General features: G+C 49.1%; 20 protein-coding genes and 4 tRNA genes. 21 read left to right on the top strand and 3 right to left on the bottom strand.

The window, feature by feature from the left end:
- Positions 1 to 10 precede the first annotated feature (10 nt).
- Positions 11 to 529: a flavodoxin FldB gene (fldB, locus tag FIU82_RS11830; protein WP_152441142.1), complete on the bottom strand. Its 519-nt coding sequence runs from the start codon at positions 527 to 529 to the stop codon at positions 11 to 13.
- 162 nt (positions 530 to 691) lie between these two features.
- Here fldB and xerD point away from each other — a divergent pair, with 162 nt between their 5' ends.
- The 18 genes from xerD to FIU82_RS11740 all read left to right on the top strand — a co-directional run bounded on the left by xerD (position 692) and on the right by FIU82_RS11740 (position 17,427).
- Positions 692 to 1,549 carry a site-specific tyrosine recombinase XerD gene (gene xerD / locus FIU82_RS11825; RefSeq protein ID WP_081604351.1) on the top strand — a complete coding sequence of 286 codons (858 nt, stop codon included), beginning with the start codon at positions 692 to 694 and terminating at the stop codon, positions 1,547 to 1,549.
- Between the two features lie 87 nt (positions 1,550 to 1,636).
- Positions 1,637 to 2,386: a bifunctional protein-disulfide isomerase/oxidoreductase DsbC gene (gene dsbC, locus FIU82_RS11820; RefSeq protein ID WP_022943331.1), complete on the top strand. Its 750-nt coding sequence runs from the start codon at positions 1,637 to 1,639 to the stop codon at positions 2,384 to 2,386.
- Positions 2,387 to 2,454: 68 nt separating this feature from the next.
- Positions 2,455 to 4,161, top strand: a complete 1,707-nt coding sequence (gene recJ, locus FIU82_RS11815) for a single-stranded-DNA-specific exonuclease RecJ (protein ID WP_152441496.1) — start codon at positions 2,455 to 2,457, stop codon at positions 4,159 to 4,161.
- Between the two features lie 197 nt (positions 4,162 to 4,358).
- Positions 4,359 to 5,457, top strand: a protein-coding gene (prfB, locus tag FIU82_RS11810) for a peptide chain release factor 2 (protein ID WP_100229275.1) whose coding sequence is annotated in 2 segments (ribosomal slippage) — positions 4,359 to 4,433 and positions 4,435 to 5,457 — 1,098 coding nt in all. Because the reading frame shifts where the segments join, the coding sequence is not laid out codon by codon here.
- A 28-nt stretch (positions 5,458 to 5,485) separates the two neighbouring features.
- On the top strand, positions 5,486 to 7,021 hold the full coding sequence (gene lysS, locus FIU82_RS11805; RefSeq protein WP_022943328.1) for a lysine--tRNA ligase: 1,536 nt from the start codon (positions 5,486 to 5,488) through the stop codon (positions 7,019 to 7,021).
- 261 nt (positions 7,022 to 7,282) lie between these two features.
- Entirely contained in the window at positions 7,283 to 7,462 is a 180-nt protein-coding gene (locus FIU82_RS11800; protein WP_022943327.1) for a hypothetical protein, read from the top strand.
- A 159-nt stretch (positions 7,463 to 7,621) separates the two neighbouring features.
- Positions 7,622 to 7,714, top strand: a tRNA-Ser gene (locus tag FIU82_RS11795).
- Between the two features lie 34 nt (positions 7,715 to 7,748).
- Positions 7,749 to 7,825 (top strand) — tRNA-Arg (locus tag FIU82_RS11790).
- 46 nt (positions 7,826 to 7,871) lie between these two features.
- Positions 7,872 to 7,948: transfer RNA gene (locus FIU82_RS11785), tRNA-Arg, on the top strand.
- 43 nt (positions 7,949 to 7,991) lie between these two features.
- Positions 7,992 to 8,068, top strand: a tRNA-Arg gene (locus FIU82_RS11780).
- 655 nt (positions 8,069 to 8,723) lie between these two features.
- Positions 8,724 to 10,154, top strand: a complete 1,431-nt coding sequence (locus FIU82_RS11775; RefSeq protein WP_152441141.1) for an SH3 domain-containing protein — start codon at positions 8,724 to 8,726, stop codon at positions 10,152 to 10,154.
- Positions 10,151 to 11,260: a dipeptide epimerase gene (locus FIU82_RS11770; protein ID WP_152441140.1), complete on the top strand. Its 1,110-nt coding sequence runs from the start codon at positions 10,151 to 10,153 to the stop codon at positions 11,258 to 11,260. Before FIU82_RS11775 ends, FIU82_RS11770 begins: the two co-directional genes overlap by 4 nt.
- Positions 11,257 to 12,012, top strand: a complete 756-nt coding sequence (locus FIU82_RS11765; RefSeq protein WP_253946316.1) for a L,D-transpeptidase — start codon at positions 11,257 to 11,259, stop codon at positions 12,010 to 12,012. The genes FIU82_RS11770 and FIU82_RS11765 overlap by 4 nt, the downstream gene beginning before the upstream one ends.
- 12 nt (positions 12,013 to 12,024) lie before the next feature.
- Entirely contained in the window at positions 12,025 to 13,596 is a 1,572-nt protein-coding gene (locus FIU82_RS11760; RefSeq protein ID WP_152441138.1) for a sodium:solute symporter, read from the top strand.
- Positions 13,589 to 14,458 carry a BadF/BadG/BcrA/BcrD ATPase family protein gene (locus FIU82_RS11755; RefSeq protein WP_152441137.1) on the top strand — a complete coding sequence of 290 codons (870 nt, stop codon included), beginning with the start codon at positions 13,589 to 13,591 and terminating at the stop codon, positions 14,456 to 14,458. Before FIU82_RS11760 ends, FIU82_RS11755 begins: the two co-directional genes overlap by 8 nt.
- Positions 14,459 to 14,462: 4 nt before the next feature.
- Positions 14,463 to 15,404 carry an N-acetylmuramic acid 6-phosphate etherase gene (gene murQ / locus FIU82_RS11750; protein WP_130148921.1) on the top strand — a complete coding sequence of 314 codons (942 nt, stop codon included), beginning with the start codon at positions 14,463 to 14,465 and terminating at the stop codon, positions 15,402 to 15,404.
- 37 nt (positions 15,405 to 15,441) lie between these two features.
- Positions 15,442 to 16,566: an exo-beta-N-acetylmuramidase NamZ domain-containing protein gene (locus FIU82_RS11745; protein WP_253946364.1), complete on the top strand. Its 1,125-nt coding sequence runs from the start codon at positions 15,442 to 15,444 to the stop codon at positions 16,564 to 16,566.
- Positions 16,567 to 16,653: 87 nt separating this feature from the next.
- Positions 16,654 to 17,427 carry a delta-class carbonic anhydrase gene (locus FIU82_RS11740; RefSeq protein ID WP_152441135.1) on the top strand — a complete coding sequence of 258 codons (774 nt, stop codon included), beginning with the start codon at positions 16,654 to 16,656 and terminating at the stop codon, positions 17,425 to 17,427.
- Here FIU82_RS11740 and FIU82_RS11735 read toward each other — a convergent pair.
- Positions 17,424 to 18,269: a MurR/RpiR family transcriptional regulator gene (locus tag FIU82_RS11735; RefSeq protein ID WP_152441134.1), complete on the bottom strand. Its 846-nt coding sequence runs from the start codon at positions 18,267 to 18,269 to the stop codon at positions 17,424 to 17,426. The two genes, FIU82_RS11740 and FIU82_RS11735, sit on opposite strands and share 4 nt — an antisense overlap.
- A 319-nt stretch (positions 18,270 to 18,588) precedes the next feature.
- Between FIU82_RS11735 and pbp4b the strand changes: the two genes are divergently transcribed.
- The 3 genes from pbp4b (at position 18,589) to FIU82_RS11720 (ending at position 22,686) form a co-directional block, all read left to right on the top strand.
- The gene (gene pbp4b / locus FIU82_RS11730; RefSeq protein ID WP_152441133.1) at positions 18,589 to 21,033 is read left to right on the top strand and encodes a penicillin binding protein PBP4B; all 2,445 of its coding nucleotides are present in this window, start codon (positions 18,589 to 18,591) and stop codon (positions 21,031 to 21,033) included.
- A gap of 232 nt (positions 21,034 to 21,265) precedes the next feature.
- Positions 21,266 to 21,709: an FAD-binding oxidoreductase gene (locus FIU82_RS11725; protein WP_152441132.1), complete on the top strand. Its 444-nt coding sequence runs from the start codon at positions 21,266 to 21,268 to the stop codon at positions 21,707 to 21,709.
- Positions 21,706 to 22,686 (top strand): hypothetical protein, encoded by a 981-nt coding sequence (locus FIU82_RS11720; RefSeq protein WP_152441131.1) that lies wholly within the window; start codon positions 21,706 to 21,708, stop codon positions 22,684 to 22,686. Before FIU82_RS11725 ends, FIU82_RS11720 begins: the two co-directional genes overlap by 4 nt.
- 44 nt (positions 22,687 to 22,730) lie before the next feature.
- Here the strand turns inward: FIU82_RS11720 and FIU82_RS11715 are convergent, their stop codons facing one another.
- On the bottom strand, positions 22,731 to 25,754 hold the full coding sequence (locus tag FIU82_RS11715) for a TonB-dependent receptor (protein ID WP_152441130.1): 3,024 nt from the start codon (positions 25,752 to 25,754) through the stop codon (positions 22,731 to 22,733).
- Positions 25,755 to 25,779: the final 25 nt, after the last annotated feature.

The raw sequence follows: 25,779 nt of genomic DNA, 5'->3' as shown, positions 1-25,779 counted from the left end.
GCAAATAAGGTTATAACGCGCTGTACTCATTCATGATTTGCTCTATCCAAGTAGCAATGCGTTCATCACTTTTATCGTACTGACTGTCCTCATCTAGCGCTAAGCCAACGAAGTGAGATTGATCCTCTGTTAGCGCTTTAGAAGCCTCAAATTCGTAGTCATCGCCATTGGGCCATTGGCCAATAAAGTGTACACCTTGGGGCTTAATTTCGTCGTGGAGCATACCCAGTGCATCTTGGAACCACTGGCCATAACCTTGCTGATCGCCCATTCCGAAAAGTGCGATCACTTTGCCACTCAAATTGACGCCACTGATATCATCCCAGTGCGACTCCCAATCCTCTTGGATTTCACCAAAGTCCCATGTTGATATCCCGAAGATTAGAAATTCGTAATCTTCAGCTTTTTTCAAAGGCTCATCTTGGATGTTGTATAAGTCCACCACCTCTGCACCAATGACGTCACGGATTTTTTCCGCTGCTATTTCGGTGTAGCAGGTAGTCGAGCCATAAAATAAACCAATCTTCATAATCGCCGTACAACTGAGTGAGTAATGGCCGCAGTTTAACGTATCGGCTCGCGACTATCTATGGCGTGCTTTATGATATGATGGCAAATAGGTAAATACACACTAAGCGCCTTACTTGTGAACAAGCAACCAATACACAGCGATAATATCGAGCATATAGAAATGTTCTTAGATGCGTTATATCTGGAGCAGGGTAGTAGTGAGAATACGCTGTCAGCTTATCGCACGGATCTCGTTAAGTTCAGCGAGTTTATAGCGCCGCAAGCGCTGCTGGCAATTGATAGCACCGACGTAGAACACTACTTAGCCTATCGTGTAGACAAAGGCCTTAGTCCGCGTAGTACGGCACGTAGTATCAGTGCACTAAAGCGCTTTTATCAATATCAGGTGCAAGAAAAGCGTTTGCCCAGCTCCCCTATGGAAACCATATCTCGGCCTAAACCAAGCCAGTCATTGCCTAAAACGCTAAGCGAAACAGACGTTGAAGCTCTCCTAGCAGCACCAGATTGTGATGAGGCGATGGGCCTTAGAGACCGCGCAATGTTAGAGCTTCTTTATGCTACAGGCCTGCGTGTCAGCGAGCTGATAGGCTTACGCATGGAGCATGTTAATCAGCGTCAGGCGGTGGTGTTTGTAAAAGGTAAGGGGAACAAAGAACGTCTAGTGCCTATGGGGGAGGAGGCACTGTTGTGGCTAGAGCGTTATTTAAAGTACGCGCGCCCATCATTGGTTAAGCTCGCTACTGACTTTGTATTTGTCTCTAAGCGGGGTATTGGCATGACGCGGCAAACCTTTTGGCATCGCATTAAACACTATGCTATGTTGGCGAACATTAAATCAGATTTGTCCCCGCATACCCTACGTCATGCATTTGCAACACATTTGTTGAATCATGGAGCTGACTTACGGGTTGTACAAATGATGTTAGGGCACAGTGACTTGTCGACCACACAAATTTATACTCATGTGGCCAATGAAAGGTTAAAATCGGTCCATGCTGAACATCACCCCCGTGCCTAGGCAACAGGTTAAATTGCTCAGGTGCTGGAATTTATTTGTATAAGCGCGGTCTAGTTTATTGTGCAAGAAGCAGTTAGAGATTTTATTATGAAAAAATTAGTTGTTGCGCTGGCGTTTGCTGGTGCCAGTGCCGGAGCGTTTGCTCAAGGCGTTAGTGTAGAGCCGCAAGACACCATGCAGCAGCAGGTGAGTGTGATCCAAAGCAAGCTGGCAGAGCTTGGGGTGAATGTAAAGCAAGTGCATCCAAGTCCGGTGCAAGGTTTACAGGAAGTGATCACCGATAAGGGCGTGTTTTATGCCAGTGCTGACGGCCGTTATCTTGTGCAAGGTACGATGATTGACCTTGTTAACCGTGAAAACTTAACAGAAAGTGCACTGAGTCATGTGCGCCTTGAAGGTGTCGCACAATACCAGAACTCAATGATTACCTATAAAGCAGATAACGAAAAAGGCAAGATCACCGTCTTTACCGATATCACTTGTGGCTACTGCCGTAAGTTACACCGTGAGCTGGACGACTACCTAGATGCTGGCATTACCGTGCAGTATCTGGCATTTCCGCGTGGCGGACTGCGTGGCTCTGGGTACACCGACCTGATGAATGTGTGGTGTGCTGATAACAAGCAAGAGGCACTGACGGAAGCAAAAGCAGGTGAAAAACCAGAAAAAATTGAAAACTGTAACGCACCGGTGGCAGAGCACTACCAATTAGGGCAAAGCTTTGGTATCAGCGGTACTCCAGCCATTATTTTATCTGATGGCAGCATGATCCCAGGTTATCAGCCTGCGGCTGCAATTAGCTCAGCGATTGATGAGTTAAATAATAACAAATCTTAATGTAGAATGGGCCGCATCTAACGACGGCCCTTTTTTTGGAGTTTGCCTTGCAGGCGCATACCACCATAATGGCTCGCCCGCGAGTCGATGACAGCCACCTAAGCGATAAGCTTCACCCCGTTATTCGTCAAATCTATGCCTCTCGTGGCGTCAATAGTAATGAGCAAATAGATAACCGTGCCAATACCTTGCACGATTTCCGGCTATTTAAAGACATTGAATTAGCAGCAGAAATACTCAGCGACAGTCTACAGCGCCAAGACAAGGTGCTGATTGTCGGAGATTTTGATGCTGATGGTGCCACCAGTACTGCCACCTTAATGCAAGGCTTGGGTATGTTTGGGTTTAGCCAATTGGATTACCTGGTGCCGGACCGCTTTAACTTTGGCTATGGGCTAAGTGTGGAGTTGGCTGAGCATATTGTCGCCATGGCTCCTGATTTGGTGATCACCGTCGATAGTGGCATTTCGTGCTTAAAAGGTATCGAGCGCGTCAAGGCTGCCGGTATTAAGGTCATTGTCACCGACCACCATTTACAAGGTGAACAATTACCCAACGCTGATGCTATTGTTAACCCCAATCGTCACGATTGTACTTTCCCATCAAAATCGATAGCCGGTGTCGGTGTGGCTTTTTATGTGCTTATCGCATTGCGCCATACGCTGCGTGAGCGTCTTTATTTTAATGAACAGCGTCCTGAGCCGAATTTAGCTAACCTCCTCGATCTTGTTGCTCTTGGCACGGTTGCCGATGTGGTGGCGCTGGATGCGAATAATCGCACCTTGGTGCATCAAGGGCTGGCGCGCATCCGCAGTGGTAAGACTCGCCCCGGTATCGAAGCGCTGGTTGATGTGGCACGGCGCACGCAAGCGCGTTTAAGCGCCTCAGATTTTGGCTTTGCTCTAGCGCCACGGTTAAATGCGGCAGGTCGATTAGATGATATGAGCTTAGGCATTGCTTGTTTGCTATCACCGGATATTAATCACGCTCGGCGCATTGCCGGTGAACTGGATATGCTTAATGCCGAGCGCAAAGAAATAGAGCAGGGCATGCAACAAGAAGCGCAAGCGGCGCTGGCCAAGCTCTCTTTAACAAGTGCGCAAACACCCGATGCGTTATGTCTGTACCAATCCGATTGGCACCAAGGTGTGATTGGTATTCTCGCCGGGCGTTTAAAAGAGCACTATCACCGCCCCACGGCGATTTTTGCCGCCGGAGATAATGGCCTACTGAAAGGGTCTTGTCGTTCTATTGATGGCGTGCATATGCGTGATGTGTTGGCGCATATCGATGGTCAATACCCAGGGCTGATCGCTAAATTCGGCGGCCACGCCATGGCTGCGGGGTTAAGTATTGAGGAAGCGCGATTCAACGAGTTTCAACAAGCCTTTGCGCAAGAGATAGGTAAAGTGCTTACCGAAGAAGCGAAGGAGTGTATTTTACTCACTGATGGTGAACTGCCCAGTGATTGTTTGAATATGGAGTTTGCTGAGTTGCTGCGTCAAAGTGGGCCTTTTGGTCAGCATTTTCCAGAGCCCATTTTTGAGCATACCTTTGAGTTGCTGCAACAGCGTGTTGTTGGTGATAAACACCTTAAGCTAGTGCTGCGCCATAGCAGCGGCCGAGTGCTTGATGCTATCGCTTTTAATGTCGATGTACGCGCTTGGCCTGATACCCAAGTGCGCTATGTGCACCTAGCTTACCAGCTCGACATTAATGAATTTCGTGGCCAATTTTCTTTGCAGTTGATCGTTCGAGAGCTGCAAAAACAATAGCCACAGCAAGTTGGCTTAGAGCAAATAAAATTAGATAAAATCATGTGAAAGCGCTAATAAATGCAGCAGTTTTTTGCTAAAATCGAGCGCTTTTATTGATGCGCCGAATTCTCAGTATACTTGAAGTGTAAATGCTTACATCAAGATGGCTAAAGAGATAGACCTTGGCGCCACCATCATTTTGCGGAGTGACATGCATGTTTGAAGTGAATCCTGTGATTAATCAAATCAAGGAAATTCGCGAGCGCACAGAGCTTCTTCGGGGGTATCTTTGACTACGCTCTTAAGAAAGAGCGCTTAGAAGAAGTGAATGCTGAACTCGAAGACCCAGCAGTGTGGAATGAACCTGAAAAAGCCCAGGCTTTAGGTAAAGAAAAAGCCAGTCTTGAGGTGATTGTTGAGACTATCGGCAAGCTTGAAGACGGCACTGACGATGTCGAAGGGCTGGTGGAGTTGGCTGTTGAGGCTGAAGATCAAGAGACCTTCGAAGAAGCCCAAGCTGAACTTGAAGAACTCAATGCCCACCTTGAAAAACTCGAGTTCCGTCGTATGTTTAGTGGCGATCAAGACGCTAACGATGCGTACTTAGACTTGCAAGCGGGTTCGGGTGGTACAGAAGCACAAGATTGGTGCAACATGTTATTGCGCATGTACTTGCGTTGGGCCGAGGCGAAAGGCTTTAAGGCAGAAATCGTTGAAGCAACTGACGGCGATGTGGCTGGTATTAAAGGCGCTACAGTAAAAATTAGCGGTGAATATGCCTATGGCTGGCTGCGCACGGAAACAGGCGTGCACCGTTTAGTCCGTAAAAGTCCTTTCGATTCTGGCGGACGCCGCCATACCTCGTTTGCCTCAGCGTTTGTTTACCCAGAGATTGACGACAATATCGAAATCGATATCAACCCAGCCGATTTACGCATTGATGTATATCGGGCTTCGGGGGCTGGGGGTCAGCACGTTAACCGGACAGAGTCAGCGGTGCGAATTACCCACTTGCCAACCAATACCGTGGTACAGTGCCAAAATGACCGCTCGCAGCACAAAAACAAAGACCAAGCGATGAAACAGTTGAAAGCAAAACTGTTCGAGCTGGAGTTGAAAAAGCAAAACGCTGAGAAGCAAGCGCAAGAAGAAGCAAAGTCAGACATCGGTTGGGGCTCGCAAATTCGCTCCTACGTACTTGATGACTCACGCATTAAAGATTTGCGCACTGGTGTTGAGAACCGCAATACCCAAGCGGTACTCGATGGAGACCTTGATAAATTTATTGAAGCAAGCCTTAAATCAGGCCTGTAATGTAACGCCAAACCAATAGAGCTAGAAAATGACAGATCAAATTCAAGACGAAAATAAACTAATTGCTGAGCGTCGTGCCAAGCTCGACGCCATTCGCGAAAACTGCAGTGCTAACGGCCACCCAAATGGTTTCCGTCGAAAACATTACACTGCTGATCTTCAAGCCGAGTTTGGCGACAAGTCGAAAGAAGAATTAGTTGAGCTTGATCATCAGGTGGCCGTTGCTGGGCGTATTCTTGCTAAGCGTGGTCCATTTATGGTGTTGCAAGACATGAAAGGTCGCGTACAAGCCTACGCTTCAAAAGATGTACAAAAAGATCTTAAAGCTAAATATGGGCAACTAGATATCGGCGATATTATTGGCGTTGCTGGACCTTTGCATAAATCAGGCAAGGGTGACCTCTATGTTGATATGCATGAGTACGAGTTACTGACTAAGTCTTTACGTCCATTGCCAGAGAAATTCCATGGCTTGTCTGATCAGGAAACCAAATATCGCCAGCGTTACGTTGACTTGATCACTAACATGGATACGCGTGAGACTTTCCGCGTTCGCTCGAAGATCATAGAGGGGATCCGTCGCTTCTTGGCTGAGCGTGATTTTATGGAAGTAGAAACCCCTATGCTGCAGGTCATCCCTGGTGGTGCAACAGCGCGTCCGTTTGTGACTCATCACAACGCGTTAGACATTGATATGTATTTGCGTATCGCTCCTGAGCTTTACTTAAAGCGCTTGGTCGTCGGTGGTTTTGACCGGGTATTTGAGATTAACCGCAACTTCCGTAACGAAGGGTTATCAACACGCCATAATCCTGAATTCACCATGATCGAGTTCTATCAGGCCTATGCTGATTACAATGATCTCATGAACTTGACCGAAGATATGCTGCGCACCGTAGCGCAAGACGTATTGGGTACCACCACTATCGTCAATACTACTAAGAATGACGACGGTGAAGTAATCGACAGTGTAGAATATGACTTTGGTCAGCCATTTACGCGTTTGAGCATGGCCGATGCAATCATCAAGTACAACCCTGATTTTGACGCTCAGGTATTTGCAGACCCTGAAAATCACCTAGAGCAGTTGATTGCCTATGCCAAGCAAGTTCATGTCAAGATCCCTGACAACTGTGTATGGGGCGCGGGCAAGTACATGTGTGAAATCTTTGAAGAAACAGCAGAACACCAGTTGATTCAACCGACTTTCATTACCGAATACCCATGGGAAGTTTCACCATTGGCACGTCGTAACGATGCTAACCCATTCGTTACCGACCGGTTTGAGTTCTTCGTCGGTGGACGTGAGTTAGCCAACGGCTTCTCTGAGCTTAATGATGCTGAAGACCAAGCCGCACGTTTTGCTCGTCAAGTTGAAGAAAAAGATGCCGGTGATGATGAAGCCATGCACTTCGATGATGACTATATTCGTGCACTTGAATATGGTTTGCCACCGACAGCAGGTGAGGGCATCGGTATTGATCGTCTAGTTATGTTGTTTACTGACTCGCCGACGATTAAAGACGTTATTTTGTTCCCGCATATGCGCCCTGAACAAGAGTAACAGCTTAAATTGTTTAAAAAACGCGGCCTTAGTGCCGCGTTTTTTGTACCTCTTGTGTGCGATATGTCTCAAAAAGTCCCTCGTCCCCTCGCAATTGAGTCCCTGTTTTCTGTATTGTTGTTTATTAACCTAATGATATATATAGATTTTTAATTTCAGCTTTAATTAAGCTGTGATTTGCCACGCTATTATTTGTAAGTCCTTAGGCTAATATTTAGGCGTAGTCGATGCGCTAAATAAAATTAAAAGGGAGTGTGGCAAATGGAAAACGACGATTTTTTACCAGAAATTCCAGTGGATAAGAAGCGCCAAGCTTATTATCGCGAGTGTATTCGCGAGTTTGAATTACTCGGATATCGCGACCAGTTTCTACGCGAAATTAGCGAGGATTTAGAAGCCGTCGAGAGAATGCAGAGTGATAAGCCAACAAGCGATCAATAGTGCTTATTTTTAGATGTTTAACGCCCCAAAAATGGCCCTTAAGGGTCATTTTTTATGCCTTTTTAGCGGTTGTGGGCAAAGTCTGAGCAGATGGATTGATTTTGCTATAAAAGTGTTTGACATATTTGCTCAGACCTTTATTATACGCCCCACAAAGACGGAGAGGTGGCCGAGTGGCTGAAGGCGCTCCCCTGCTAAGGGAGTATAGGGTTTGTAGCCCTATCGAGGGTTCGAATCCCTCCTTCTCCGCCATTTATTTTAAATGGCTTTCTTTGTTTATAGATACGGACGCATAGCTCAGCTGGATAGAGTACCTGGCTACGAACCAGGCGGTCGGAGGTTCGAATCCTCCTGCGTCCGCCATCTTCCTTCAAGATGGTCTAATATCTATAAATCACTTTTATGTACCGGACGCATAGCTCAGCTGGATAGAGTACCTGGCTACGAACCAGGCGGTCGGAGGTTCGAATCCTCCTGCGTCCGCCATCATTTAAGTGATAAATTCAGAACGTAAGTTCACACATATAACGGACGCATAGCTCAGCTGGATAGAGTACCTGGCTACGAACCAGGCGGTCGGAGGTTCGAATCCTCCTGCGTCCGCCACTTCCTTTAAAGAGAAGTGATAACAAACCAACGCAAGTTGGTTTTTTTATGCCTTAAATATAACAATCTATTCTCTACTTGATAGTTAAACCGCTCAGCTATTTATCCATCGGTTTATCTTACGTTGTAGGTCAGACTTCAGTCTGAGGATTTCATCGTCTTGCACCCGCCACTTCCTTTAAAGAGAAGTGATAACAAACCAACGATAAGTTGATTTTTTTATGCCCGCAATATAACCCTCTACTCTTTAGTTGATAGTTAAGCCGCTCAGCTATTTATCCATCGGTTTATCTCACGTTGTAGGTCAGACTTCAGTCTGACAATTTCGCCGTCCTGCACTGTTTTCTTCCTTTCTCTACCTTTTGTCTCACTGCGAAAATGGCGCGTCAGGTGGGATTGTGCTCTTGCTTGTTTGTCACCTACCTATGTCAATAAACTAAAGCTTCGCTCCACAGTTATTGCCTAGAGCAGGTTACAGCTCGTTAAGGCTAAATTGAAATCATGACCCATCGACGATTTATTGTTAAAAAGGAATAAAATATTCCTTTTGTTGTTTGTTTTTATAATATTTTGATAGGATGAATTTAAGCCATTTATTTAATCTGTGACGGTTGCGCCCAATCGGCGCGCTATCAAGGTGATGCGGAGCATAACAATGACAAAAACCCCGGTATCGATAGTGTGTGCGTTAGTTTTAGGTTGTACCTTAGGTGCAGGGCACAGTGTTGCCCAGCAAAGTGTTGCCCAACAAAGCAATTACGCCCCTTTTATAAGTGATGTGCCTTTAGTTCAGCAACCCATGCTTAATCCTGAATTTTGGTTGCAACGCCAAAGTGATAGTAAGCCGCTGATGTCGCAGTCGCAAATCCAAGCCTTCAATCGCAGCCTCATCAATAATAACCCTTACATTATCGATCCCCTAGCAATGCCTGATATGCTCTCTGCTAAGGCGTTACGCAGTTATATTAGTAACACCAGTAGTACGCCTTCAAGTCCTCGCTTTTATGTTGATGGCAAGCAACTTGAACGGGCTGATTTTGCGCGTTATCACGCCAATACCAATATTGATGCTGTGACTGATAGTAACCCGGTGCGCTTTGGACTGATTGTTGAGCGCACCTCATTGCGTACCTTCCCAACCGCCGACAGGGTGTTAAACAGTGAAATGGATATCGACTTAGATCGCTTTCAAGAAACCGGGGCGTTTCCGGCGGAGCCTGTCGCTGTATTGCATGAAAGTGCTGATGGTCAGTGGTATTTGGTGGCAGCCTATAACTATACCGCTTGGGTCAAACGCTCCGCAGTGGCGGTTGGTGATAAGAACCGCATCCGTACCTTCACTCAAGCTGATGATTTTATCGTAGTGACCGGTGATAAAGTAGAAACCACCTATGTTCCTAATGAGCCTCGTGTTTCCGAGGTACAATTGGATATGGGTGTACGCTTGCCGCTAGCCCCAAAAGAGCAGGTTAAGCACCTAACTCATGGGCAAAATAGCTTTGCCAGTTATATTGTGACATTGCCTGTGCGCAATGACGATGGCACCTTGAGCTTTGCTCAAGGCTTAATACCGCGCAGTGCCGATGTGCATTTAGGTTATTTGCCGCTCACTGCGCACCATTTAATAGCCCAAGGGTTTAAGTTTTTAGGTGAACGCTACGGCTGGGGGCATGACTATAATGCCCGTGACTGTACCGGCTTTGTCGGTGAAATTTACAAGGCCTTTGGCGTGTGGATGCCGCGAAATTCATCGTGGCAAGGTAAAACCGACTATGGCCACAACTGGCGCTTTGATAAAGACAGTACTGAGGCACAAAAGCGCGAGGTTATCGCGCAAATGCAGGTGGGCGACCTTATTTACATCCCTGGCCATGTGATGATGTATATTGGTTCATACCAAGGACAACCTTATGTCATTCACGATGTGAAAGGTCTAGGTTATATCAAGCAAAATGGCGAGTTTTACGATGGCGAGCTCAATGGCGTGTCGGTAACGCCCCTATTACCCTTGCACCTAAATAGCACCACTTCTTACCTTGAGCGCACCTATGCGATTAAGCGCATTGCTCAAGGAGCAGAGCAATGATCATTCAGTCTGTGCATTTTGCACGCTTATCGGTGCCATTACATACGCCATTTAAAACGGCGCTGCGCACGGTGACGCATATTGATGACCTAGTGCTGATTATTGACACTCGATGTGGCCGCCGAGGTTATGGTAGTGCACCCTCAACGCCTGTTATCACCGGCGACACCCATCAATCGATACTAAGTGTTATCGAGCAGGTCCTTCAACATCAGCTTATTGGCCAGCACATACAAGATATCAATCGCTTATGTGATGACCTAGCGGCGGCAGTGGTGGGCAATTATTCCGCCAAAGCGGCGTGCGAAATCGCCCTCTATGATTTATGGAGCCAAAGTTTAGGTGTGCCGCTTTATCAGGCTCTGGGAGGGCACCAAAGTGAACTGAAAACCGATGTCACCATCAGTGTAGATAGCATAGATAAAATGCTCAGCGACTGTGATAGGGCACTGAGCAACGGTTTTGATGTGCTTAAAATTAAAATTGGCAACGAGCTTGAGCAAGACATTAAGCGGGTGCAGGCCATTGCTGCTCATGTCGATAGCAAAGCGTCTTTACGTTTAGATGTGAATCAAGGCTGGGATGCCAAGCAAAGCGTGCGTGCACTGCAAGCAATTGAAAGCCAAGGTATTGTACTGGAATTGGTCGAGCAGCCCGTGCCAGCTCATGATATTGATGGCCTGTGCTACATCAGTGAGCGCGTGCAATCGAAGATTATGGCCGACGAAAGCGCCTTTTCTGCTAAACAAGTGTTTACCCTACTTGAGCGCGGCGCCGTTGATATCATTAATATTAAATTGATGAAAAGTGGCGGTTTAAGCCGTGCAATTCGCATTGGTGAGGTTGCGGCAACTTATGACTGCCCGTGCATGATTGGTTGTATGCTAGAGGGAAGTATTGCGGTATCGGCAGCGGCTCACCTGGCTGCAGCAAAAACACGGCAAATTAGTCTCATTGATTTAGATGGTCCGGCTCTGGGGCAATATGACCCCATCCAGGGTGGGGCGACGTTTTCGGGCCCACTGATTAGCCTTAATCAAACAGCCGGGCTTGGTATAGCGGCGATAGACGGCCTTATCGAACTAGCTGATGGAGTATGGCAATGAATAACACATTACTAAGCTTAATACTGCTAATAAGTACCTTAATGAGCGGTGGCGCCGCATCTAAGCCACAACCCATTACCCTGAACAACCAGCAATTGGTGGTGGTGGTAACTGACTCATGGACCGATATACAAGGCGACATGCTCTTATTTGAGCGCAGCGAACAAAAGCGCTGGCAGAGGGCGGGCGAGCCCAGTGCCGTGGTCATTGGTCGTACTGGATTGGCCTGGGGTCTAGGTCTGCACCCCGCACAACCAGGTCAACAAAAAGTCGAAGGCGATGGTAAAGCACCCGCCGGGATATTTGCTTTAGGTAAGGCCTTTGGTTACTTACCGTCGGTGAAAACCGGGCTTGAATACCAGGCCATGGATGCCGGCGATTACTGTATAGACGTTAAAGGCTCGCCCTATTATAACCAGATGGTCAATACGCGGGAGGTGGGGAGTCAGGCCGTTGAAGGCTCATCTGAAGCCATGCGTCGAGATATACATAGCCAAGATGAGCTATACAAAAAAGGCGTTATCGTCGCGCATAATCCCGACAATATAGATGGTGCCGGCAGTTGTATCTTTATGCATTTATGGCGTGCCGCAGATAAACCCACAGCAGGGTGCACGGCAATGGACGAGGCGAATATGGACCGTTTACTAGCCTGGCTCGATCAACGCAAACATCCGCTGATGGTGATTCTGCCGCGTGTGGAATATGCTCTCAAACGTACACACTGGCAACTGCCAGCACTGCCACGATAGGCCTATACGGTTATGAATGCGCATTATCAACCTCTGGATTGGCTGGTCTTTGCCGCCTATGCCTTACTTATCGGCGCCACCGCTTGGTGGTTTAACCGCAAAAAAGCCACCACTAGCTCAGAGTATTTTCTCGGTGGCAATGCAATGCCTACGTGGATGGTGGCTGTTTCGGTGTTGGCCACCTCGCAGTCGGCGGCGACCTTTATCGGCGGTCCGGACCAAGGTTATCAGGGGGATTTATCCTATTTAGCGACTAACATTGGCGCCTTTATCGCCGCTGTCATTGTTGCCAAGGTGCTGATCCCGCGCTTTTATCGCTACCGAGTGTATACCGTGTACGAGTTGCTGGAGCAGCAAATTGGCCCCAAAGCCAAACGCAGTGCGGGCTTAATGTATTTATTTGGGCGCGTTTTTGCCAGTGGCGCGCGGCTGTATATGGCGGCCATTGCCGTGGCGATGATTCTTTATGGCAATATTGCCGCTAGCAGCGTGATCATGGCCACCTTAGTGCTGGTTTTGGTGGGCCTGCTGTACACCGTGTTTGGCGGCATTCGTACGGTGATCTACTCAGACGTGATCCAATGTGCCGTTTATACCGGCGCCGCCCTATGCGTCATTGTGAGTTTATGGCTGGCGATCCCGGCCGACTTCAGCACCGTGATTGAAGCGTTGCAAAACCCCGCCCCCGGGCAGCCTTCGAAGCTAGCACTGCTAAAGTTTGAACTCGATTTTAGTGCCAGCGGGGTATTTAATATATGGTCTGTGTTTACTGGCTTTGTGCTGCTCAATATTGCCGCCTTTGGTCTCGACCAAGATATGACCCAGCGGGTACTCACTTGTAAAGACGCTAAATCAGGTAGCCGTGCGATGCTATTATCCATCGCCTTAGTGATCCCGGTGATGTTGCTGTTTATTATTATTGGTTTGCTGTTGTTTGTTTTCTACCAACGTCCAGACATTATGGCGCAAGGGGGTGCTAGCCAAGGCGTGGGGCAGTTCCAAGGTGAGAAAATCACGGTGTTTATGCACTATGTACTTAACGAGATCCCCGCAGGAGTGAGGGGGTTGGTTACCATAGGTATTATTGCGGCGGCCATTTCTACGTTGAACTCTGGGCTAAGCTCAATGGCATCGGTATTAGTGCAAGATTTATATAAACCTTGGCGGCAAAAACGCAAACCAGATCAACACGATAGTCACTATGTGGTGGCCGGACGCTGGGCCATGTTAGTGGTGTCTCTGGCGCTGGGAGGGATGGCGGTTATTTGCTATTTTTGGCAGCAATACTCGCAAATGCCGTTATTAAAATTTGCCCTCAGCGTCATGGTGTTCTCTTATTCCGGATTATTAGGGGTGTACATTAATTCGGTGTTTTTCCATCGCGGCAGCGAGTCATCGGTGTTAGCGGCACTGGTTATTGGCTTTGTCGCCACCTTATTGATGCAGCCTTATGTGCAAGCGGCGCTATTGCCAAGCGCTTGGCACTTTAACCTCGGATTTACTTGGCAGTTATGTTTAGGCACCTTACTTGCCACGTTAGTCTGTGCCTTGGGTCGCCCCAATAGGCGGAGCAGCCATGAATAATTATGTGTTAGCCGTTGATGGCGGCGGCAGTAAAACCGCCCTAGCAGTATTTAATCGCAATGGCGAAGTGATTGCTTCTGAACAAGGTGCAGGGAGCTCATTGAGTTACGATTTACAGTTGAGCTGTGAGCGTATGATGCAGCAAGTGGCAAGCATTATGAACACTACAGCCATACCGGCGCACCATACCCAGTGTATAATAGGTGTTGCTGGCGCTGGGAATCCGTATAATCGAGCCGCATTGCTGCAGCGTTTAGAGACATTCGCTTTTGCTGATACCCGTGTGACCTCGGATGCCGTGACCGCTGCTCTGGGCGCAAATTTAGGTGCGCCGGTGGCTTGCGTGGCATTAGGGACCGGCTCGGTGGGCGCGCGCTTGGATAGCCATGGCCAGTTACAGCTCGTCGGCGGCTGGGGATTTACACTGGGCGATGGTGGCAGCGGAGCGCGATTAGGGGCCATGGCGGTACAAGCACTGATGCAGGCGGTAGACAGGCAGCAACCGCTACATGGGCTGATAGCCACTATAGCTAAAGAGGTGGGGGAGACCCGGGCCGATATCAGTGCTTGGGTGCGCGAAGCCACAGCCAAGGAGTTTGCCACACTCAGCGAGCGAGTATGGCCGCACGCTAATCATTGCCCAATTGCTACGGAGATCCTTGCTCGTCATAAAAGCGCGGTGCTGCAGCTTATTGCTGATACTCGCCAAGATACTGAGCTGCCGGTGATGTTACTGGGTGGACTGGCAGACAAAAGCAGGCAGTTACTAAGCGACAGCGAAAAACGAATTATTATGCCAGCACGCGGCAATGCCTTAGATGGCGCCTGGGTGCTGGCAACACAGAATATACAAGTGGAATAACTACATGAGTTTACTGGATGATCAACGATCGAAATTATTACATGAGCTAAATAGCATCGTGTCGGAAGGGCAAAACCCCGAGACCCTCGATATCGATTTATTAGCGACAGACGATATCTTGTATAAGCTCAATGATGAAGACCACAAGGTCGCTCCAGCAGTACGCGCCATTATCCCAGATATTGCTAAAGCTGTGGATGCGATTGTGCATGCCTTTAGCAAAGGAGCGCGGCTGATCTACATTGGTGCGGGCACCAGCGGTCGGTTAGGTATTCTTGATGCATCCGAATGTCCGCCGACATTCAGTGTTGACCCCAGCCAAGTGGTGGGCATTATTGCCGGTGGCGCTAAAGCGATTCAAACCGCTGTCGAAGGAGCCGAGGATAATGCCGAGCAAGCCATCGCCGATCTTAAAGCGCATAACCTGTGCGCCGACGATGTGTTAGTGGGTATTGCCGCCAGTGGCCGCACTCCCTATGTGGTATCGGCACTGAATTATGCCCGGCAATTAGGGTGTGTGACAGCGGGGATCAGCTGCTCGCCCAATGCCCCTGTCCTTGAAGCCGCACAGATCCCATTGGGGGCAATCGTAGGCCCAGAAGCGCTTGCCGGTTCTACTCGATTGAAATCAGGTTCGGCACAAAAGCTTATTCTTAACATGTTAACGACAGCAAGTATGATCCGCAGCGGCAAGGTGTATCGCAACCTAATGGTCGATGTTAATGCCAGTAATGACAAGCTTAAAGCGCGCGCGGTACGCATTGTCATGCAGGCGACAGAGTGCACCGCAGAGCAGGCGGCTGAAGCCTTGATGCGCAGCGAGCACAGCGCCAAACTCGCGATTTTGATGCTGCTCAGCGGCGTTGATGCGCGCCAGGGTAAAAGCATGCTAGCCAAGCAACAAGGCTTTTTACGTGCCGCCGTACAAGGTAAAGATCATGATTAGAGCGTTGGCGCTGATACTGGCCTGCACCGTCGCGCTTATGGGCTGCGCGCAGACACACAAGGAGGACGGCGCAATTCGCGTGGGCGCTGAACAATTCGGCAAATATGCTCCCTTACTTGCAGGCAAGCGTGTTGGCCTGGTGGTGAATCAAACCTCGCGGGTACAAGACAGCCACTTGGTTGACTTTTTGCTGGCGCAGCAGGTAAATGTAACCACTATTTTCGCGCCTGAGCACGGCTTTCGTGGCGATCATGATGCCGGGGCCCATGTTCAATCTGGCATTGATGCACGCACCGGTATTCCCATCGTTTCCATTTATGGCGCCAATAAGCAGCCTGCTGCGCAAGAGATGGCAGACATCGATGTGGTGGTGTTTGATATTCAAGATGTCGGGGTGCGATTTTACACCTATATCAGCTCCATGCACTATATGATGCAGGCCAGTGCTGATGCGGGGGCTGAGTTTATTGTTTTAGACCGGCCGAATCCGAATATTGCCTATGTTGATGGGCCCATTCTCGACCCTGACTTTCGCTCCTTTGTAGGTATGCATCCCATTCCCATTTTACATGGTATGACTGTGGGCGAGTTGGCACAGATGATTTTAGGAGAGGGCTGGCTCAATAGTGATGCGCAGCTACAGCTTAGTGTGGTGCCGGTGGCGCACTATAATCGCACTATGAAGTATTCGTTGCCCCTCAAGCCGAGTCCTAATTTGCCAAACGACCAAGCCGTTGGCTTGTATCCATCATTGTGTTTTTTCGAGGCGACCCCGGTGAGCATCGGCCGAGGCACTGACTTCCCATTTCAAGTGATGGGCCATGACAGTGTCGCATTAGGCGACTTTGCTTTTCGCCCCCGTAGCATTGTTGGCGCGGCGGCATCTCCGAAGTTACAGGGTAAGCTCGTCAAAGGCGTCGACTTGCGACAAAGCTCCGTGCGTGGTTTGGATTTGACGTGGTTGATTAGCGCTCAGCGGCAATTTGCGCAAGCGCAGCAGGTGCTATTTACCCGCCCTGACTTTATGGACAAACTTGCCGGTACCGATAAGTTGCGTCAGGCCATTACTGATGGGCACAGTAGCGAACAAATAAAGCAAAGTTGGCAGCAACCCTTGCAGCAATTTAAACGCCAGCGTGCTCCATACCTACTTTATCCTTGAATTTATTGCATATTCGTTGAGTTCTTGTACCTTTTTTAGGTGAGGCATGATACACAGTTGTTGGCAAACAATAACAAGGGATCAATCATGCCTAAACGCTTTCTATTGTTTATGGCCGCCGTTACCACGGCGCCCGTGTTCGCGGTGCAATGTGATTTGGCTGGGCCGCAGTCACCGCGCGATATTAACCTTAGCGAGGGGAGTAATCCGGTGCACTTTGCATCAGCTCCTAACTATAATGAGCTCAACCTTTGTAATATCCATTTCCATAAAAATGCTGAGCATCGCGCCGCTGCCTTTTCGGTGACCGCTCACTCCAGCCCAGCGAACACTGGCTATCAGTGCCAATTGAGTAAAGCGCTTGCTGAGCACGAAAAAAAGCCATTGCTTACGCCGGCCTGTGATAATCTACAAAGTGGCGATACCATTGAGGTGCACTGGGTGTATAGTTCGGCGCGGGTTTCACCTGGGCCAGGCTTGGGTAGTTGCGTCAGTACCGCTAGCGCGAACCCCGATTTGCGCGTTGAAGCCCAAGTATTTACTTTGGTGAACGACACCGGTGCCTTAAACTTTACCGAGATGACGCGCATCGTCCAGCGTCACGGCCGTTACCAGAGCAATGAAATTCCACACGACAGTGGCGAGCCGGTGCGCTACCTCGGGTCCACCACCGGGCCCAGTTACTCGCAACATCAATGCTCGCCTTATCAGGTGAGCTGGTCGGTGCGTCCGGATTGTCGCAAGCTTGATATTCATAGCTTGGCTAAGTGGTGTGAGGACAATCCCTTTGATGAGCATCAGGCGCACGGGGTGCGCCAATTAGTGATTGATGCGCAGCAGTTATCAACGATTGATGATTAACTTTCGCGGAACGCTTTAACCACATCGTTGGAGTGTTCCAGCAACTTACGCCCTGGACGTGTGGCTTGCGTCAACGCGATAAAGACAATGTCGATGACAAAGTCTTGCGCGGTACGCGCCAAAATCGACGATAAGCGAATAGACTCTTCCTCAGCGACGGAGTAAAGATTAACGGTGGCGCAATCGGCCACTGGGTTGGCGCCAAACTTAGTGACGGCGATCACCGGGCAGGCATTGGCTTTGGCCTGACTGGCTGCTTCTGCTACTTCGCGGGTTTTCCCGGACTCACTGATAGCGACGACTAAATCGTCTTTGCCTAGGGTCGATACGTAGGCCAGCTGTGCATGACCATCGGCATCGGCGATAGCAGCAATGCCAAGCTTTTGCAATTTAAAGGCAAAGTCTTTGGCCACCAATGCCGAGCCACCGAGGCCACATAAAGCCACACGCTTCGCGTTTTTTAACAAGCTGACCGCTTGTTCAACCGCTTCAGCTTCATTGAGGTTTTTAGTTTCACTCAGGACCGCCATTTTACTGCTGAGCAGCTTTTCTGCTATTTGCTCTAGGCTATCATTTAGGGTGATTTTACCGTGCAGCTTAGGTGCGGGTGTCTCGGTGTTTAGGGCATCAATTACCGCGAGCTTGAAGGCCGGAAAGCCTTTATAACCGAGCTTTTGAGCGAACTTTACAACGCTGGACTGACTAACACCAACCACCTTGGCCAGTTCAATAGAGGAGAGATCGCGAATGGCATTAGCAGAATTAAGGGTAAAGTCTGCTAATTTTGCTTCACTGCTAGAAAACGATTTACGCAGTGCTTTGATTTTTACAAATGTCGACATAAGAAGGTACTTTATTGTTAGATTATATTGGTGCAAATGAGTACTTATGGGCTCATCGAATGCACACTTACAACGACGTTAATTACAGTGTAACCTGATATTCCTACACAAAGGAATAAATAATTTGATATACACTAGTACCTATATCTTTACTTTGGCAACCGTGCAAACGGCCATAACCGAACATAATTTAAATCCATGAATATTGTTTTCGTCTATTTTTAATTGAGCGAAATAAAATATTATTATACTGTGGTCATTATTTGTATTAACCCAGTGCCTAGGAGCAGGCGGGCTGCAAAACATAATGTAGGCTGATATGAATTTTCCATACTTTGATACGCCAATGCGAACGTGCTTAGTGCTGCTAATGTGCATGGCTTCCCTTAGTTGCGTTAACCACTACCCCATGGAGCCGTCACACAATTATTCAAAACGCATTAAGTTTTTGGTGATGCATTATACCGCCATTGATTACCAAAAGTCGGAGCGGGTGCTGGTTGATGAAGGCGGGCTCAGTGCCCATTATCTGGTCCCACAAAGTGGCGATGCGAGTTATCAACGCAGTGAGCTTGAAGTGGTGCAGTTGGTGGCTGAGCAAGATAGAGCTTGGCATGCCGGTAATAGCTTTTGGCAAGGTCGCAGCGATTTAAACGATCATTCCATTGGTATTGAAGTGGTGAATGTACCGCGCTGTGCTGCGGCTGAGCGCACCGTCAAGGCCGCAGCGGGGCAGGAACAAAAGCTATGCATGTACCCCGATTACGACCCACAACAGGTGCAGTTATTGATTGCCCTGAGCCAAGATATTCTTGCCCGTAACCCGGATATTGGACCAACACAAGTCGTCGGTCACTCCGATATTGCGCCTGGGCGCAAAAGCGACCCAGGCCCGCGCTTCCCTTGGTATCAATTATATAAAGCTGGCGTCGGCGCTTGGTACAAACAAGCGGATGTCGAGCATTATTGGCAGCACTTCAGTATCGCAGCGCCGACGACCGCCTTGATGCAGCAAGCACTGCGTGATTATGGCTATGGTATTGACGTTAGCGGCCAGCTAGATAGAAAAACGGTAGCAGTTATCAAAGCCTTCCAGGCTCACTTTCTGCCGTGGCAGGTGCATGGCCAAGCGGATGGCAAAACGGCAGCGGTGCTGTTCGCCTTATTACACCGCTATAAGCCGGATAAAGCCCAAGCACGTTTTCGTGACTATCAGGCCTTGAATACAGCGCAGCCAGCAGCCAGTAAACCTTTGGGTCATGAGCAGCTATTGGCGAGCTATCCCGCAAAGGCGCTGAGCTCGCGAAAAGATGTTAACAACAAGTACCGCTTTAAGGCGTACCAAGGCCGTGGCGAGATCATTATTGATAATGTGAATGCCGTTGCTGCTGAGCTTGTCGTCAATGGCCAAACTCTGAATATCGCAAAGCCGCTAACGGCGGATACCCAATACCGTTATTCGCTTAGTAAGCGCACTCGCACCGGGGTGAATAGTTTGCATATTAAGTCGGTAACACCAGAAGATGCGCAACTGCATATTCGTATTCCTGCGCCAGTGTTAACGCAGCGCCCAACACCTAAACGTTTCGAACAGGTTGATGCGCTGATTAATGCTGAAATTGAGCAAGGGTTTCCCGGAGCCGTGTTGGCGGTCGTGCACCAAGGGGAATTGGTTAAGCTTTCGGCTTACGGTGAGGCGCGTAAATATCATGATGGCGGCGAGATGATGGCCACACCGCAGCCCATGCAAACCGATACCTTGTTTGATATTGCCTCGAACACGAAAATGTTTGCCACCAACCTGGCGTTGATGCATTTGGTATCGCAAGGGCACTTGGATGTCTCATTGCCGGTGAGCTTTTATTTGCCCGAATATCGCGGTCAAGGGCGGGAGTTGCGGCTAGTCAGTGATTTACTCGAACACAGCGCTGGCTACCCTGCCGTGGTGGACTTTCATCGTCGTGATAACCAGCTTGGTGAGCAATTCTATTCGATTAGTAGCGATTGGACCAAGCAGCTTATTGTCCAAGGAGTGCCTTTCACGGCGATGCGCAAGCAACGCCACCTGTACAGTGATATTGACTATATGTTGTTAGGGTTGCTGGTGGAGCGCATCAGCGGTATGCCCTTAGATGCGTATGTTGAAAGCCGGCTCTATGCGCCCCTTGGGATCACCTCAATGATGTTTAACCCGCTGCAAAAAGGGGTGTTAGCACAGCAAATTGCAGCCACCGAAATTCAGGGAAATACGCGGGGTGGGCGGGTGCACTTCGAGGGCGTGCGCGATTACGTATTACAAGGTGAGGTGCATGATGAAAAAGCTTTCTACTCACTTGCTGGGGTCGCAGGCCATGCTGGGCTATTCGCCGATGCCAAAAGCCTAGCGCAATTGTGTCAGCTACTGCTTAATCGCGGCACTTACGGTGAAAAACAGCTATTTACTGCGTCGGTGCTGGATCAGTTTACTAAACCGAGTAGGAGCGACGAAAGTTATGGCTTGGGTTGGCGCCGAGCGGGAAATGGCGCGCGTAAATGGCATTTTGGCCCTTATGCCAGTGCGCAAGCGTATGGACACACAGGCTGGACGGGCACAGTTACGGTTATCGACCCAGAGTATGATTTAGCCATAGTGCTACTGACCAACGCCCGGCATAGCCCGGTGATGGGCACTGAGCAGCAGTATCAATTTGTGGGTAAACAGTTTGAGACCGGCCAATATGGTTCGGTGGTCACTCGCGTTTACGAGGCTATACTTGGATTGTAGTGAACTTCAACGACTAACACAGGATGCCCCTGCCAGGGCACCTGACCCAAATGGCATCGTTTAGGTGCCATTTTCTTTTTCCTTTAGCACCGCAGTCATTTGCTAATTCAATGCATTCGTTATTAAATAACTGGCTAATTATTTTACTTACCCAAGGAAGAGACATGCCGATTAGGATTGCATGTAAGTCCAGTCCGTTCGCTATTTATGAGCCGCGTGAGCTGGAGATAGGATGACTAAACTTTCATACTGGCTGTTATTAATGTTGCCGCTGTTCGCGCACGGCGCAGAGCTGCGCCCCTTTACCACTGATGGTTGTAGCTTGTTCCCTGATGGTACCCTAACAAACAGCGTTAAGTGGCAGCATTGTTGTATTAGCCATGACTTGGCCTATTGGCAGGGTGGAACTCAGACACAGCGCGATGCCGCCGATGCTGCATTAGCCCAGTGTGTGCGCGATTTAGATGAGCCTGCAATCGCTACTTTGATGCATATCGGCGTTCAGCTCGGTGGTGGGCCACTATATCCAACTTGGTATCGCTGGGGCTATGGCTGGCCTTATGCTCGTAGCTATGGAGCATTAACGATTGACGAACAACAGCAGGTGCAAAAGCGATTGGCAGAGTTAGTGCCTGACTCACTACCTAAAGATCCCTCCGATGAGGAGCAACCATGACAGAGAAATTTGCACGGCATTTGGGGATTGTTCTGGGCGCTCTGTATGGCCTCGGCTTTCGGCTGTTATGGGAAGTCGAAGCGCTACAATCACTGGGTAGTTTGGTGACCCTGTCGTTTATGTTCTTAGTCCCTTTTGTGATCGGGTTTATTCGTATTTATTGTCAATGTAGGGTCACTCCTTCGCTGTCTTATACAAAAATGATTACCCTAGCGTGGCAGCCTATTTTCGTATTCTTATTAGTCAGTGTCGTGACCTTACTGGAAGGCAGTATTTGCGTGGCCATGGCGTTACCCGCGTTTATGTTATGCGCGAGCCTAGGCGGATTGGCGGCAGGGTTATGTGTGCGCTTGATGCATCGTAAAAAGCGTGGCGCCTTATTCAGCATCGTCGTTTTACCTGTGATTGTTGCCCCGCTAGAGTTGCACTTTTTAACTAGTTCAGCCACCTATGTGATTGAAGACAGTATTGATATTAACGCTCCAGCGGCAGCGGTTTGGCGACAACTGGCAACGGTATCAACGATTGAGAGTAATGAGTTACCCACCACCTTCTCATCACTCATTGGCGTACCTAAGCCCATCGCTGCTGATATGTCTGGTCAAGGTGTGGGCGCTGTGCGTACCAGTCACTGGCAAAAGCAGGTGCAATTTAATGAAGTGATCACTTCATGGATCGAAAATCAGCAAATGACCTATCGCTTTGATATTGACCCAGAGCGTATCCCTGATAACGCCTTGGATAAACATGTAAAACTTGGTGGCGAGTACTTTGCCCCACTTGATGGTGGTTATTTTATAGAAGTACTTGATAGTAAAAGAAGTCGTTTAACGTTACGGACTCGCGTTGAAGACAACACTCATTTTGGCCTGTATTCGCGCCTATGGGGAGAAGTCATTTTTCATGATTTTCATACTTCATTGCTACAGCTTATGAAAACCAGAGCGCAAGCTGATTTTGCTGAACATCAAAGCTAAAAAAAGCGCCGCAGGCGGCGCTTTAAGTGGTTGCTGGGGGGAGCTTAGAATTCGACTTTGACCGACAGTTGAACTCGGCGAGGGCTATAGTATTGGCGCGGCTCAGCGAAGTTTTCGTCATCAAAATAGGGGTTGTTGTTATACCCAGTTTGACGGTCAAAAACATTGAAAATATCGGCGCGAAATTGCATCGCCACATCGTTATACACCGTGAATTCTTGAGTGTAATTGAGGTCTAACTGCCAATGACTGGCGCTACGGCGACTGCCGGCGGGCTCGGCATAGCGGCTGGTATCGCTAGCAAATCCGTAGGGTGTGCCATGCCACTTTTCCCAAGGCTTACCGGATTGAAACACAAAGTAGGCACCGACGTTCGCATCCCAAGGGGTGGTGTAATAGCCGTAGACTTTAAATAAGTGTGGCTTATCCCCGGCTAGGGTGCCATAGCGGTAATCCCAAGGGTAACGGCCGCGACCGTCACCATAAAATGACGAACCGACGAAGTTATTGGCATCGTTGGTCGCTGTGGTGTTGTCTTGGTCAAAATTACCGTAGTAATGACTCCACACATAGGAGGCGTTGACATAAGTGTTATCGCCCATGTATTCAGCTTCAAGACTGGCTTCCCAGTATTTGGTTTCGCCTCCCGGCACTTCGGCGATAACATAAGAAGAGCCACCAATTTCCTCGCGAATGGCATCGAGGTTATCAATGAAGAGTCCTTGCTCGGCGATATCGGCAGGAATACCTGGCACATCAAGGCCACTGTAATCGGTTAATCTGGCGTTATTGGGCATATCTTCCCAAAAGTGCATGCCTCGGCGGTGACGCACATGGGCGCGTACCACCAAGTCACTGCCAATGTATTTGGTTGTGCCCACGGTGAACTCATTAATACGCCGTGGTTTTAAGTCTTTCTCGAACGCTTTACCTGATGAGCCACCGCGTGGCTCGGCATAAATAATATTGCCATTGCTATCGAATTCGATTTCTTGCTCGCCCCGGGTATTACGATCCCAAGACGCAGCACGAGCCAGTGAGCTAGTATCGGGGTTATACATGGCAAAGTTGGCAAATACCGAGTCTTCGCCCGCATAATTCCAAGTGACGCCGAGGCGAGGTTGCACCATATCGGCCCAGTCGGTCTGGTACATTTGATATTTATTACCCGGGGCTAATTCATACCCAGAAACCGTTCCTGACTTTGCTCTTAACCCTTGGCCATAGTAGGTATCTTGGCTGAACATAACGCCAATGTTGTAGGTCCAATCGCCGATTTCTATGGTATCGTTAATTTCAAAGTTAAGGGTTTCGGTGCTCGAGATAATAGATGGCACCGTATCGCCTTGGTTATCAACTAGGCTCATTTGCTCAACGAAGGCGCGGTAAATCACCGGTGTGCTACTGCCTTGCTCTAAGCTTTCGTCCAAGCCGCCAACGTATTCAATACGGCCCCAACCATTTGATAAGCGAGTGAGCACTTCCTCACCTTCAGACCATTGGCCACCGAAGTGCAGAGTGTGATAGCTGTCGCCCCAACTAAATTCATGGTCGAGGGCGATCTCGAAGGAGTCGCGGTAGAAGTCTTGGCTATCATAGCGATAATACGCACCAACACCGCCGCCGCCTTTTTTGACACCATTTTCGCTGTATCCATATTGTTCAATAAGCGTATTCGCGGCACTATTAAAAGCGGCTATTTGCTCTGCGGTGTAGCCTGAGTCAGCATCCAGTGGTGTGGGGACACTAAAGTAACCCATTTGCTCAAGGTTATTGATATCGAGTTGCGCCGATAGCGAAGGCTGCACGCTAAGCTCAGTATCAGGGCGTGAGCCGCTTTCTAGCTCAAATTTACTGTATTGAAACGAGAGAGTGGTGGCCGAGCCGACCAGCCACGAGCCATCAACAGTGAAAATATCTTGGTCGGTTTGCCCGCCCACCGAGACGCTGTCGGCTTCAAACTGACCGATGGAGTCGCCCTCAAGGGTTTTCTCTGACATCCGCTGCGAGATATTAAACAGCAAGTCGTCAGTGGGGGCCCAGGTCAGCTTGCCAAAGTACTCATCGCGCACGCTCTTATAATTTTTTACCTCGCCATAAGCGGTGCCCTTGTTGCTGCGCTCTTCCTCCGGGCGGTAGTAAGAAGTGTAGAAATACAGCGTATCTTCAATCAGCGGGCCGCCTAGGCTTGCAGTCAGCCAGCTTTTATCGAGCTCATAACTTTCCTCACCAACAGGGCTCGCTACGAGGCTTTTGGGCTGCACTTTATATTCTACGCCACCGCGAAACTCGTCGGTGCCAGATTTGGACACGGTATTGATAGCAAAGCCTCCGGAGCGGTTAAAATCCACAGCTTTAGCGCCGCCGCGATCCATGGTTACGTACTCAATATCATGCGTCGAGGGCTCGGAGGCGAGGTTGCCGAACATCGGCAATGAGACATTGACGCCGTCGAAACCATAAGAGTTATCGACCCCAGACCCGCCAGCTGAGGGGCCAAGGATGGAGTTTTCAGAAAGCTCGACACCGGGGACCAATTTCAGTAGATCGCGATAATCTTGGCCGATGGGGACGCCTTCAATGGCGCTTTCTCCTAAGGAGTTGGTTAACGATGAATTACCCTGGCGGTATAGCCGGCTGCCAGTAACGGTGATCACTTCGGTGTTGCTGCCGGTCATGCTTAGCGCCACATCCACCTTTGAGGTTTGCTCCAAGAGCACTTGTACCGTCATACGCTGACTGGCACCGTCTTTATTGGTAAAGGTCAGCTCGTAAGTACCCGGTTTGAGTTGCGGGAGGTCATAGCTACCATCTGCTCGGGTTACGGCTCGTCGCGGTTTTGGCATGACGTTACTGGTGGCGATGACTGTGACTCCGGCCATGGATTGGTCGGTTTGCTCGGCAATCACCTTGCCTTTGATGCCACCGGTGAGCGCCGCCAGCGCTGGGGCGCTAACAAAGGCTGCAGCGATTAAAGTGGAGGTGAGTGCCGTTTTTGGTGCGCGCAGCGCCAGGCCAGTAGCCTGTGTTAACGTGCTAAGGCTAAACCCGGATGTGATCTGTTTCATTGTATCCCCGTCCTTATAATAAATT

The organism is Pseudoalteromonas sp. THAF3 (assembly GCF_009363775.1).
GTDB lineage: Bacteria > Pseudomonadota > Gammaproteobacteria > Enterobacterales > Alteromonadaceae > Pseudoalteromonas > Pseudoalteromonas ruthenica.
Note: the sequence above shows the minus strand (reverse complement) of the source record. Positions and strands in the feature narration are given on the sequence as shown.